This window comes from Streptomyces sp. NPDC040410 (assembly GCF_055595715.1).
On sequence record NZ_JBVIVK010000012.1, the window covers coordinates 94,591 to 106,611 of the forward strand.

Below are 12,021 nucleotides of genomic sequence, written 5' to 3' on the forward strand. Positions count from 1 at the left end.
CACACCGATGGCCCCGGGTGCGACGCTGTGATCATGAGCCGTATCGAAGCGCCTCGCGACGAAGTGACAGGCAACCTCGTCGACCGTCTGCTGAGCGGTCTTCCGGCCGAAGCGGTGCTCACCGACCCGGACGTCACGGCCTCCTACGCCAACGACATGGCCAGCTTCTGCCCGGCCGGCTCCCCGGCGGTCGTCGTGCTCCCGCGCACGGTCGAACAGGTCCGGCACGTCATGCGCACCGCCACCGGGCTACGCGTCCCGGTCGTCCCGCAGGGCGCCCGTACCGGCCTGTCGGGCGGGGCCAACGCCTCCGACGGCTGCATCGCGCTGTCCCTGACGAGGATGGACCGGATCCTCGAGATCAATCCCGTCGACCGCATCGCCGTCGTCGAGCCGGGCGTCATCAACGCCGCCCTGTCCCGCGCGGTCGGTGAACACGGCCTCTGCTATCCGCCCGACCCCTCCAGCTGGGAGATGTGCACGATCGGCGGCAACATCGGCACCGCCTCCGGCGGCCTGTGCTGCGTGAAGTACGGGGTGACGGCCGAGTACGTCCTCGGCCTTGACGTGGTGCTGGCCGACGGGCGGCTCATGTCCACCGGCCGCCGCACGGCCAAGGGAGTCGCCGGGTACGACCTCACCCGCCTGTTCGTCGGCTCCGAGGGTTCGCTCGGCATCGTCGTACGGGCGATCCTGGCCCTCAGGCCGAAGCCGCCCGGGCAGCTGGTGCTCGCGGCCGAGTTCGCGTCCGCGGCCGCCGCCTGCGACGCCGTGTGCCGGATCATGGCGGGCGGCCATGTGCCGTCCCTGCTCGAACTGATGGACAGCACGACGGTCAAGGCGGTCAACGACCTCGCGCACATGGGCCTGCCGGAGAGCACGGAGGCGCTGCTGCTCGCGGCCTTCGACACCCCGGACCCGGCCGCCGACCTCGCCGCAGTCGGCGCGCTGTGCGAGGCCGCCGGCGCCACCGAGGTCGTACCGGCCGACGACCCGGCCGAGTCCGAACTGCTCCTCCAGGCACGGCGGCTGTCCCTCACCGCGCTGGAGGCGGTCAGCGGAACGACGATGATCGACGACGTGTGCGTGCCCCGGTCGAGGCTCGGCGACATGCTCGAAGGAGTCGAGCGGATCGCCGAGAAGTACCAGCTCACGATCGGGGTCGTCGCGCACGCCGGCGACGGCAACACCCACCCGACCGTCTGTTTCGACGCCCAGGACCCCGACGAGTCGCGGCGCGCCCGTGAGTCCTTCGACGAGATCATGGCCCTCGGCCTGGAACTCGACGGCACGATCACCGGCGAGCACGGTGTGGGCGTCCTGAAGAAGGAGTGGCTGGCGCGCGAGATCGGCCCGGTGGGGGTGGAGATGCAGCGGGCGATCAAGGCGGCCTTCGACCCGCTGGGCATCCTCAACCCGGGCAAGTTGTTCTGACGCACCGCCGCGTCTGTTCCGAAGCACGGGCGATACGTCTCACTCCCCGTCCGCCGCGTCGTCCGACGGCCGGGGCTCGCACAGCCACAGGTCGTCGGCCGGGGTCGGCGTGAGCAGCTCGGCCAGCACGTCGTCGATGCCGAGCTGATCGGCCTCGGTGCCCGGGGGGACCGCATGCAGCGTGTGCTCCAGCCAGGCCGACACCTGCGCCGCCGGGGCCTCCAGGAGTGCTTCCCCGCCTGGCGAACTCAGCGCCATCAGAACGACGCTGCGCCCCGCCACCTTCGTCGGCCACACCCGCACGTCCCCGTGCCCGCACGGCCCGAACACCCCCTCCAGCAGCAGTTCCCGGGCGAACGTCCAGCTCACGGGGTGGTCGGAGTCTATGTGGAAGGTGATGTGGACGGCGTACGGGTCGTCGCCGAGGTAGCTCAGCCGCGCCGGGACGGGGACGCTGCGCTCCGCCGACAGGATGAGTCTGAGCTCCAGTTCCCGCTCTACAACGGTGTCCATGTCGTGGGTTCCTCTCTCGCTCTCTCGCTCTCTCGTGACTCCTGTACGAGCGCTGCGCGGGCCCGTACGAGTGGAGAGGGGGCGGGGCGCGAAGCATTACGCGGGTTCGAGGAACTTTTTTTCCGACCGTGTTGGGACTGTTCCGCGGGCGCTCCGGTCGTGAGAGGTACGTGTATGAGGTTGCCCGGAAAGGGTGGGTCCGGTGGGACTGTCGGTGGGGGTTGCGCCGGTCTGATAGATGTGGAGGCCGCCATTTGACCCCCGAGCAGATACGGGACGACGGACATGAGCGCCCCAACCCCGGCCCCCGGTGACGACAGGCCCCGCGAAGGGTATTACCCGGACCCCTCCATTCCTGGATATGTCCGGTACTGGAACGGTGCCGCCTGGGTGCCGGGCACCAGCAGGCCTGCACCGACGGCCGGCGAGCCGCTCGCCCCGCCGTCCGCGGCCGCGGCCGCTCCCGCTCCCGTTTCCGCCCCGGTGGAGGAAACGGGCCCGCACTTCTTCGACGAGGATCCGACCGGCCCGCCCTCGGCGGCGGACGCCCAGCACGGCAGCCGCCCCGAGCCCGCGTCCGCCTGGGGCGCCGACCGCTCCCAGCAGTCCGGCTTCGGCGGCGACCAGGACCGGCGGGTGTCCTGGGGCGCCCCGCAGACCGCCGGCCCGCGGCGATCCGCCCAGCCGGACGGCCGCTCCGACGGCACCGACGGCACGGCGACGATCCCTCCCGCGGACACGGCGGACGCCAACGCGATCGCCTCCGCGGGCACGTTCGTGTTCCGCCGCCCCACGACCGACCCGAGCGACGCCAACCCTGCCGCGGACGCCCGGGGCGACGCGGGCGGTTCCGGCTCTGCGGACGGCGGCATTCCCGGCGCGGACGTACCTGGTCCGGCGGGCGGCGCCCAGCAGCGCCCTGGCCCGGCGGGCGCCGGTGGCGGATTCGGTGCGGGCGGCTCCGGGGGCATCGGCCCGGCGGGCGGCGGATTCGGTGCGGGCGGTTCCGCGGGCACTGGATCGTCGGGCGGCGGCGCCCCCGGCGCGCTCGCTCCTGGCGTGACCGGTCCGTCGGACGGCGGCCCTGCCGGCGGCGGATTCGGTGGCGGCCCGGTGGGCGGCGGCGATGTCGGCGGTGGCTCTGGCGTGGGGGCTCCCGGCGTCCCGGGCCCGGCGGACGGTGGCGGCGTGCCCGCCGGTTCCGGCCCGGTGGGCAGTGGCGCCGCGGGAGTCCCCCGGATCCCCGGCCCGGCGAGCGGAAGTGGTGTCGGCGGCACAGCCGGCTCGGGGGCCTCAGGTGCACCCGTCGGCGATGAGGGCACCATGACCTTCCGCGCGCTGGCCCCGCGCACGGGGCAGCAGCACGCGGGGCCAGGGGCGCAGCCGGGGCGTACGAGTGCGACGCCGCCGGCCGCGCGGGCGGGCGGTGCCGGTGTGGCCGGAGCGGCAGATGCCGGGCAGGCTTCGGACGGCGGCTCCGGCGCTCCCGGCTTCGGGGCCGGGAAGGCCGCCGCCGCCCGTACCGCGGCGGCTCAGCCAGGGGCGGGCGGCGGGGCCGCCCCGGCTTTCCCCGCCGCCCCGGCGGCCCTCTCCGGCCCGCAGCAGGCGCATTCGGCCGCCGGCCCGCAGTCGGCGGCCCCCGTGCAGCGGACCGCCGCCCCGGCGGTGCCCGCTCAGCCCGGCGCACCGCAGCCGGGAGCCGCCACAACCCCGATGACCAGTGGCCCCGGCGGCGGTCAGCCCTCCTGGGCCCAGCAGGTGCACCAACTGGCCGGGGGCGGGGACGAGCAGCCCGTCGCGCCCTGGAAGCCGCCGGTCGAGGACGTGTTCCAGGCAGCCGCCCGGCGCCAGGCGGCGGCCAGACCCGCCGGACTCGGCAAGCGGCTGACCGCCCGGCTGATCGACACCGTCGTCCTCGCGGGCGTCACCGCGGTGGCCGCCGTACCGCTCGGCACGCGGGCGATCGACCATGTCAACGAGAAGATCGACGCGGCCAAGCTCTCCGGCGAGACCGTGACCGTCTGGCTGCTCGACGGCACGACGTCGGTGTACCTCGGCATCGTCCTGGCCGTCCTGCTCGTCTTCGGCGTCCTCTACGAGGCGCTGCCCACGGCCAAGTGGGGCCGCACCCTCGGCAAGAAGCTGCTCGGTCTGGAGGTGCGGGACATCGAGGCCCACGAGCCCCCGACCTTCGGTGAGTCGCTGCGTCGCTGGCTCGTCTACAGCGTGCCCGGTCTGCTCGTCGTCGGTGTCGTGGGAGTCGTGTGGTGCCTGTTCGACCGGCCGTGGCGCCAGTGCTGGCACGACAAGGCCGCGCATACGTTCGTGGCGGGATGACCGCACACGCCGTCCGGAGCACCTGATTCGGTACTCCGGACGGCCGCTCGCCGGATGCGGAGCCGGGGCGTTCGCGGTCGACTCGGGCCATGAGCAGCGAACCGCCTCCCGGCTCCGGTCAGCAGCCACCGGAGGACGACCCGTTCCGGAAGAAGCCCCCGTCCGGCACTCCCGGAGAGGGCTCGGGCTCGCCGTACGACGCGCCGCACGGCGGCCAGCCCCCGCCCTACCAGGGCGGGCCCTACGGCGGTGACCCCTATGGCGGTGGCGGCGGCGGTCCCCACCCCGCCGACCCGCTGGCCGGCATGCCGCCGCTCGCCGACAACGGCAAGCGCACCCTCGCCCGGATCATCGACATGATCCTCGTGGGCATCGTCGTCTGGCTGCTCACCTGGGCCTTCAACGTCCGCGAGTACGAGGTGGACAGCGACAGGATCGAGGTCGGCAAGTCCTTCGCGCAGTCGGTCGTCGCCGCCGTCCTCTACATCGGCTACGACACCGTCATGATCGCCAGGTCGGGGCAGACACTCGGCAAGAAATGGCTGGGTATGCGGGTGGCCAACCTCGACAACGGCGCCACGCCCTCCGTGCAGGCCACGCTGATGCGCTCGGCGGTGCTGTGGATTCCGTTCGCGTTCTGCTGCGCCTGCGTCTGGACCGCGATCTCGGGCGGCTGGAGCTTCTTCGACAAGCCATACAAGCAGGGCCTGCACGACAAGGCGGCCAAGACGGTGGTCGTCACCGTGACTTGACGTCGCGTCAGGAAGCGGCGCTCTCGTGCACGGGCTCGGTCGCCGCCGCCGCCGAAGCCACCGAGGCCGGCACCGGCGTCTGTGCCGGCTGCGCGGCGGCGGGCCGGGCTGCGTCGGCGACGCGCTGCCTGGGCAGCGGCACCGTCATGGCGACCAGGAGCCCGAGGGCGAGCGCCGCGACGGAGATGACGGCGATCCCCACGCCCGAACTCGTCTGTGACAGCAGCAGCATGGCGAGTGTCGAGAAGATCACGGTGCACGAACCGTAGGCGAGCTGTGCGGCAGTCGGACGAGGCATGGCAATCGTGTCCTCGGAATTGGGGATCCACGGGGGGCGTCGGCCTGGCTTTGCGCCGATGTCCCGGCGTTCCGCCAATCGACTCTAATCGGCTGAATGCCCGAGTGGAACGAACAGTAAGCGTGACCTAACCAACAGTGCCGGTGCATTGGGGGCGCACGGAGTCATGGCGTCCATCACGTGGACGCGTCCGCGCGCCCGTTGCCCAGGTTCGACGCAGCGTGCAGCCCGCCTCGATCACGGTCGTCGGCGACACGTCGGCTGATGCGGCGAAGGTCCGTCCGGAAGGCTGGAGGTCCACCACCCCCCTGAAGGGCCTCTGCATAGTGCACTTGTCCTGTGCAAGTCAAGGTCTGTCTTTTCTTATGAACCTCTAGTCAAATGACGTCACTTGACTACACGCGTTGATCACGCGCGCGCGGACCTTGCCTGACCACCACCCTCCGTCCGCGCGCCCGGACGCGGGGGAGGATCTCAAGTGACCAGCAGACCCTGGACGTTCAGAGCGGCCGCGATCGGTATCGCGCTCGCGGCGGCCACCGCCACGTTCTCGACGTTCACCGTGGCCCAGGCCGCCGACCCGGCCGCCGCACAGCCCACCGCCGTCGACCGGCACGACCCACGGCCGGCCAAGGCCGACACCGAGCACGATCTCGACGGCCCGCTGTCCAAGACCCAGGAGGCCCAGCGCGAGGAAGCCCTCAACCAGGTCCTGTCCGGCGACGCCACGGTCAAGGACCGTGACGGCTCACAGGTCGTCCGGCTCAAGAGCCGTAAGGGCGACAGCAAGTACGTCGAGCTCGGCCGGGAGAAGACCGACCAGATCTTCACGATCCTGGTCGAGTTCGGCGACCAGATCGACAGCCGGTACGGCGGCACCGCCGGCCCGCTGCACAACCGGATAGCCCAGCCCGACCGGGCGAGCGACAACAGCACGGCCTGGCAGGCGGACTACAACCAGGCGCACTTCCAGGACCTCTACTTCGGCACCGGCAAGGGTGTCGAGTCCATGAAGAAGTACTACGAGAAGCAGTCCTCGGGCCGCTACTCGATCGAGGGCGAGGTCACCGACTGGGTCAGGGTTCCCTACAACGAGGCCCGTTACGGCAACAACGCCTGCGGTGACAAGAACTGCCCGAGCGTGTGGAACGTCGTCAGCGACGGCGTGACCGCGTGGGTCGCCGCGCAGAAGGCGGCCGGCAAGTCCGACGCCGACATCAAGGCGGACCTGGCCCACTACGACCAGTGGGACCGCTACGACTACGACGGCGACGGCGACTTCAACGAGTCCGACGGCTACATCGACCACTTCCAGATCGTCCACGCCGGCGAGGACGAGTCGGCCGGCGGCGGTGTGCAGGGCGAGGACGCGATCTGGGCCCACCGCTGGTACGCGTTCGGCACCGACGCCGGTGCCACCGGCCCCGGCAACAACAAGCTGGGCGGCGCGCAGATCGGCGACACCGGCATCTGGGTCGGCGACTACACCATCCAGCCGGAGAACGGCGGACTCGGCGTCTTCGCCCACGAGTACGGCCACGACCTCGGCCTGCCGGACCACTACGACACCACCGGCGGCGGCGAGAACTCCACCGGCTTCTGGACGCTGATGTCCTCCGGTTCCTGGCTCGGCACCGGCAAGGAGGCCATCGGCGACCTGCCCGGCGACATGACCGCCTGGGACAAGCTGCAGCTGGGCTGGCTCGACTACGGCAAGGCGAAGGCCGGGAAGAAGTCCAGGCACAAGCTGGGCGTCGCCGAGTACAACACCCGCAACAAGCAGGCCCTCGTGGTCTCGCTGCCCGACAAGGCGGTCACCACCGAACTCGTCACCCCGGCACAGGGTGCGACCCAGTGGTGGAGCGGCAGCGGCAACAACCTGAAGAACAGCCTGGCCCGTTCCGTGGACCTGACCGGCAAGTCCTCGGCGACGCTGACCCTGGACGGCTGGTGGGCCGCCGAGGCGAACTACGACTACGTCTACACCGAGGTCTCGACGGACGGCGGCGCCAACTGGACGCCGATCGACGGCACGGCCGACGGTACGGCGATCCCGCGCGACGGCAGCGGCAACCCCGCGCTCACCGGTTTCTCTGAGGCGTACAAGAAGCTGGCCTTCCCGCTCGACGCCTACGCGGGGAAGAAGATCGACCTGCGCTTCCGCTACGCCACCGACGGCGGAGTCGCGGAGGCCGGTTTCGCGGCCGACCAGATCACCGTGACCGCCGACGGCGCGGCCCTGTTCTCGGACAACGCCGAGAGCGCGGACGCGGCCTGGACGGCGAACGGCTTCACCCGCGTCGGCGCGTCCTTCACCAAGGACTACGCGCAGTACTACATCGCGGAGAACCGCCAGTACGTGTCGTACGACAAGACCCTCAAGGTCGGCCCGTACAACTTCGGCTTCCTGACGACCGCGCGCCCGGACTGGGTGGAGCACTTCCCGTACCAGAACGGCCTGTTGGTCTGGAAGTGGGACACCTCCCAGGCGGACAACAACACCAGCGCCCACCCGGGCGTCGGCCTGGTCCTCCCGGTCGACTCGCACCCGAAGGCGCTGAAGTGGTCCGACGGCACGCTGATGCGCAGCCGCGTCCAGTCGTACGACTCGCCGTTCAGCCTGTACCGCACGGACGGCATCACGCTGCACAACGCGGGCGTCAAGACGAGGATCCCGTCGTCGAAGGGGGTGCCGGTCTTCAACGACCACACCAGCACCTACTACGACGCGGCGACCCCGTTCGCCGGCGTCAAGATCACTGACACCAACACCAAGATCAAGATCGCCAGGGAGTCCAAGACCGGCTCGGTGATCTTCCTTGAGGTCGGTCCCGCAGTGAAGTAGTCGACGTTTTACCAGGTCAGAGCATGATCGGTGGCAGCCCCCTGGCGGGTTGCCGCCGATCGTGTTTAGGTGCGTCCTGTGCTTCTCTTATTGACACCGACTCGCACGGGGGTGTGACCGCATGGCCGCAGGAGGTTTCTGCAAGCTGCCGACAGGCAGCGTGGTGGTGGCGCTGAACCTGCCCAGCCCCGCCGCCGACGGCTCGTCCGGCGTCCGCGTGCTCGTCCACGCGCGGAACCGGGCACGTGCCCTGACCAGGCTGCGCAACGTGGGCATGCGCGCGGTCTACCTGAGGGGCAACGCCGAGCCTCCGACCCCGGACGAGATCACGGCGGTCCTGCACCACCCGGACGGCCTGATATGGCGCACGGCACCCGACAACGGTGTCATCGCGACGGGGCTGTGGCGTCCGATCAGGGCCCTGCCGAGGCCGCCGAAGACACCGGCGTAGCCCCTGAGGAGCCCCTCGGGGGCCCGGACACATCGGACCTAGACCACGGGCTTCCCGGAAAGCGCCACGCCGGCCTCCCGCAGCTCCTCGAGCGCCCGCTGGGTGGTGTCCTCCGCCACCCCGGCGGTGAGGTCGAGGAGGACCTGCGTACGGAAGCCCTCCCGCGCGGCGTCCAGCGCGGTGGCACGTACGCAGTGGTCGGTCGCGATGCCCACGACGTCCACCTCGTCGACCTCCCGGGCCCGCAGCCAGTCGCCCAGCGCGACCCCGTTCTCGTCGAGGCCCTCGAAGCCGCTGTACGCCGCCGCGTACGCCCCCTTGTCGAAGACGGCGTCGATCGCGCCGGAGGCGACGGCCGGGGCGAAGTTCGGGTGGAAGCCCACGCCCTCGGTGCCGGCCACGCAGTGCGCGGGCCAGGAGTGCACGAAGTCGGGGTTGTCGGCGAAGTGACCGCCCGGGGCGATGTGATGGTCGCGGGTCGCCACCACGTGCCGGTAGCCGGCGGGCGCCTGCCCGATCAGCTCGGTGATCGCGGCGGCCACATCGGCACCCCCGGCCACCGCGAGGCTGCCCCCCTCGCAGAAGTCGTTCTGCACGTCTACGACGATCAAGGCGCGGCGCATGGTGGGTGTCCTTCTGTATGGGGTCTTCGCTGAGGAAGGGGGCGGGCAGGCCGTGAACTTCCGAGCCTAGAGACTTCCCGGGCGCTAGGGGAGGGGGCACTGCGAGGCGCACACGAGGCGCGACCGTCACCCGCCCCGACGGCCGCCCAGGCCCCTCCCCCCACTGGGCGTCCGCTATCCGTGCTGGCCGTGGACGTCCGACTGTCCGTGGACGTACTCGGTCGGAAGGACGGGCTCCCCGCGCGAGAGCTGGGTCGCCGACAGCGGCAGGTTGGCGCGGGCGGCCGTGTGCCGCTCGCGGGGCACGTCGAGCGGCTCACGGGCGACCACCTCGCCGCCCTTGACTAGTTCGACCAGGAGCTGCCGGTCGGCGAGTTCGGACGGGACCGTTCCGGTGCCGATGACCTCCGCCTCCGCCACTCCGTACGCGTCCAGCCGCCGCGCGGCCCACTTGCGGCCGCCGATGGACGTCTTGCCGCCGCTGGACTTCTTCGCCACGGGGAGCAGCGGCGCGTTCGGGTCGGCGGACTCGGCGCGCGCGACCAGCTTGTAGACCATCGAGCAGGTCGGGTGGCCGGACCCGGTGACCAGCTGGGTGCCGACGCCGTACGCGTCCACGGGCGCCGCGGCCAGCGAGGCGATCGCGTACTCATCCAGGTCCGAGGTCACGATGATCTTCGTGTCGACCGCGCCCAGTACGTCCAGCTGCTGCCGCACGCGGTGCGCGACCAGCAGCAGGTCACCGGAGTCGATCCGCACGGCACCGAGCTCGGGCCCGGCGATCTCGACGGCCGCGCGGACCGCCTCGGCGACGTCGTACGTGTCGACGAGCAGGGTCGTGCCCCGGCCCAGCGAGTCGACCTGTGCCCGGAAGGCGTCGCGCTCGCGGTCGTGCAGCAGGGTGAACGCGTGGGCGCTCGTCCCGACCGTCGGGATGCCGTAGCGGAACCCGGCCGCCAGGTCGGAGGTGGTGGTGAAGCCGCCGACGTACGCGGCGCGCGCGGCGGCCACCGCGGCCAGTTCGTGAGTGCGCCGGGCGCCCATCTCGATCAGCGGGCGGTCGCCGGCGGCGGAGGCCATGCGGGATGCGGCCGCGGCGATCGCCGAGTCGTGGTTGAGGATGGACAGGATCACGGTCTCCAGGAGCACGCACTCGGCGAAGGAGCCCTCGACCCGCATGATCGGCGAGCCCGGGAAGTACGCCTCGCCCTCCGGGTAGCCCCAGATGTCACCGGAGAAGCGGTAGGAGGAGAGCCACTCCAGGGTCGCGGCGTCGACGATCTGCCGCTGGCGCAGGAAGCCGAGGACGCCCGCGTCGAAGCGGAAGTTCTCGACGGCGTCCAGCACGCGTCCGGTGCCCGCCACCACGCCGTAGCGGCGCCCGTCCGGCAGCCGCCGGGTGAAGACCTCGAAGACGCTGCGCCGCCCGGCGGTGCCCGCCTTGAGCGCGGCCTGCAGCATCGTGAGCTCGTACTGGTCCGTGAAGAGCGCCGTCGAGGGAACGTCCACCGGCAGCCCAAGGTCCGCTGTGTTCATGACGGCGATGGTACCCCCATTTCGTCACTCTGACGATTTCGGTCCGCGGCGGCCCCCGACGTGCCCGTTCGTGGTGCCCGTTTGTGCGACCACCCCCCTCGGGTGGCAGCATGGGCACTGTGACGTCACCCGCTCCCCTTGAGATCGAACGCACCGAGTCGGCGGAGGAGGTCTTCGCCGTACCCGAGCCGGACGTCCCCTGGGTCACGATCGTCCACAACGACCCGGTCAACCTCATGAGCTATGTGACGTACGTCTTCCAGACGTACTTCGGCTACACCAAGGACAAGGCCACCAAGCTCATGCTCGACGTCCACCACAAGGGCCGGGCGGTCGTCTCCAGCGGCACCCGCGAGGAGATGGAACGCGACGTGCAGGCCATGCACGGCTACGGTCTGTGGGCCACCCTCCAGCAGGACCGGAAATGAACCCACCCAGCGCGCAGGACCGGAAGTAGCGACTTTCTCCATGCCCGGACAATTCGAACCGCTCCCCGGCGGCGGCGCGGCCGTCGCCCTCGACGACGTCGAGATCTCCATCATCCGGTCGCTGGCCGTCCAGCTCCTGGAACTCATCGGCCCCGGCCCCGCCGAGGACGCCCCGGACGACCCGCTCGCCGAGCTGTTCGCCGAGGGCCCGAGCGAACCGCCCGCCGACCCCGTGCTGCGCCGCCTCTTCCCCGACGCCTACGGCGACCCGGAGGAGACCCCGGGGTCCGAGGCGGCCGAGGAGCGGCGGGCGTACTCCGCCGAGTTCCGCCGCTACACCGAGAACGACCTGCGTTCCGGCAAGCGTGAGAACGCCCTCGCGGTGATCCGCTCCCTGGACGCGCTGACGTCGCCGGGTGACTCGGGGGTGGTGCTCAAGCTGTCGGCGGAGGAGTCGAAACAGTGGCTGAGCGCCCTCAACGACCTGCGCCTGGCGATCGGGTCCCGCCTGGAGATCACCGACGAGGACGACACCGAACTCCTCTACCGGCTCCCGGACGAGGACCCGCGCAAGCCGATGGTGATGGCGTACCTGTGGCTGGGCGGGCTCCAGGAGACCCTCGTCACGACGCTTTTGTAATGGCTTGTGACGGTGGTGTGTTCGCTCAGCGGACGCTCAAATCCGGATAACGATCACGTTACTACTGCGGCCGGGTGTGCCCCGCTTCTGTCCGCTTCGTCCTGTTCTCTCTGTGACGTGCGCCATATCTCCCCCAGATGATCCATGCCGCGGCCGTGATAGAT

General features: G+C 71.1%; 11 protein-coding genes. 7 read left to right on the forward strand and 4 right to left on the reverse strand.

Annotation, left to right across the window (positions count from 1 at the left end; genetic code table 11):
* Positions 1-27 precede the first annotated feature (27 nt).
* Positions 28-1,434, forward strand: a complete 1,407-nt coding sequence (locus tag ACZ562_RS23640; RefSeq protein ID WP_471182437.1) for an FAD-binding oxidoreductase — start codon at positions 28-30, stop codon at positions 1,432-1,434.
* A 39-nt stretch (positions 1,435-1,473) separates the two neighbouring features.
* Here the strand turns inward: ACZ562_RS23640 and ACZ562_RS23645 are convergent, their stop codons facing one another.
* Positions 1,474-1,947, reverse strand: a complete 474-nt coding sequence (locus ACZ562_RS23645) for an SsgA family sporulation/cell division regulator (RefSeq protein WP_471182440.1) — start codon at positions 1,945-1,947, stop codon at positions 1,474-1,476.
* Positions 1,948-2,232: 285 nt separating this feature from the next.
* Here ACZ562_RS23645 and ACZ562_RS23650 point away from each other — a divergent pair, with 285 nt between their 5' ends.
* Together ACZ562_RS23650 and ACZ562_RS23655 are read left to right on the forward strand one after the other, a co-directional pair.
* Positions 2,233-4,284, forward strand: a complete 2,052-nt coding sequence (locus tag ACZ562_RS23650) for an RDD family protein (protein WP_471182442.1) — start codon at positions 2,233-2,235, stop codon at positions 4,282-4,284.
* 89 nt (positions 4,285-4,373) lie between these two features.
* Positions 4,374-5,036 (forward strand): RDD family protein, encoded by a 663-nt coding sequence (locus tag ACZ562_RS23655; protein ID WP_471182444.1) that lies wholly within the window; start codon positions 4,374-4,376, stop codon positions 5,034-5,036.
* A 7-nt stretch (positions 5,037-5,043) separates the two neighbouring features.
* Here the strand turns inward: ACZ562_RS23655 and ACZ562_RS23660 are convergent, their stop codons facing one another.
* A complete protein-coding gene (locus ACZ562_RS23660; RefSeq protein ID WP_471182446.1) occupies positions 5,044-5,334 on the reverse strand; it encodes a hypothetical protein in 291 nt (96 codons plus the stop codon).
* A gap of 478 nt (positions 5,335-5,812) precedes the next feature.
* Between ACZ562_RS23660 and ACZ562_RS23665 the strand changes: the two genes are divergently transcribed.
* On the forward strand, positions 5,813-8,179 hold the full coding sequence (locus ACZ562_RS23665; protein WP_471182449.1) for an immune inhibitor A domain-containing protein: 2,367 nt from the start codon (positions 5,813-5,815) through the stop codon (positions 8,177-8,179).
* 121 nt (positions 8,180-8,300) lie between these two features.
* Positions 8,301-8,630: a hypothetical protein gene (locus ACZ562_RS23670; RefSeq protein WP_471182451.1), complete on the forward strand. Its 330-nt coding sequence runs from the start codon at positions 8,301-8,303 to the stop codon at positions 8,628-8,630.
* Positions 8,631-8,668: 38 nt separating this feature from the next.
* Here ACZ562_RS23670 and ACZ562_RS23675 read toward each other — a convergent pair whose 3' ends face one another.
* Together ACZ562_RS23675 and ACZ562_RS23680 are read right to left on the reverse strand one after the other, a co-directional pair.
* Positions 8,669-9,253: an isochorismatase family protein gene (locus ACZ562_RS23675; RefSeq protein WP_471182454.1), complete on the reverse strand. Its 585-nt coding sequence runs from the start codon at positions 9,251-9,253 to the stop codon at positions 8,669-8,671.
* A gap of 174 nt (positions 9,254-9,427) precedes the next feature.
* Positions 9,428-10,789: a nicotinate phosphoribosyltransferase gene (locus ACZ562_RS23680; protein WP_471182456.1), complete on the reverse strand. Its 1,362-nt coding sequence runs from the start codon at positions 10,787-10,789 to the stop codon at positions 9,428-9,430.
* Positions 10,790-10,899: 110 nt separating this feature from the next.
* On the opposite strand from ACZ562_RS23680, the gene clpS reads away from it, so the two are divergent.
* Both clpS and ACZ562_RS23690 read left to right on the forward strand, forming a co-directional pair.
* A complete protein-coding gene (clpS, locus tag ACZ562_RS23685; RefSeq protein ID WP_471182458.1) occupies positions 10,900-11,217 on the forward strand; it encodes an ATP-dependent Clp protease adapter ClpS in 318 nt (105 codons plus the stop codon).
* A gap of 40 nt (positions 11,218-11,257) precedes the next feature.
* The gene (locus ACZ562_RS23690; RefSeq protein ID WP_471182461.1) at positions 11,258-11,857 is read left to right on the forward strand and encodes a DUF2017 domain-containing protein; all 600 of its coding nucleotides are present in this window, start codon (positions 11,258-11,260) and stop codon (positions 11,855-11,857) included.
* Positions 11,858-12,021 lie beyond the last annotated feature (164 nt).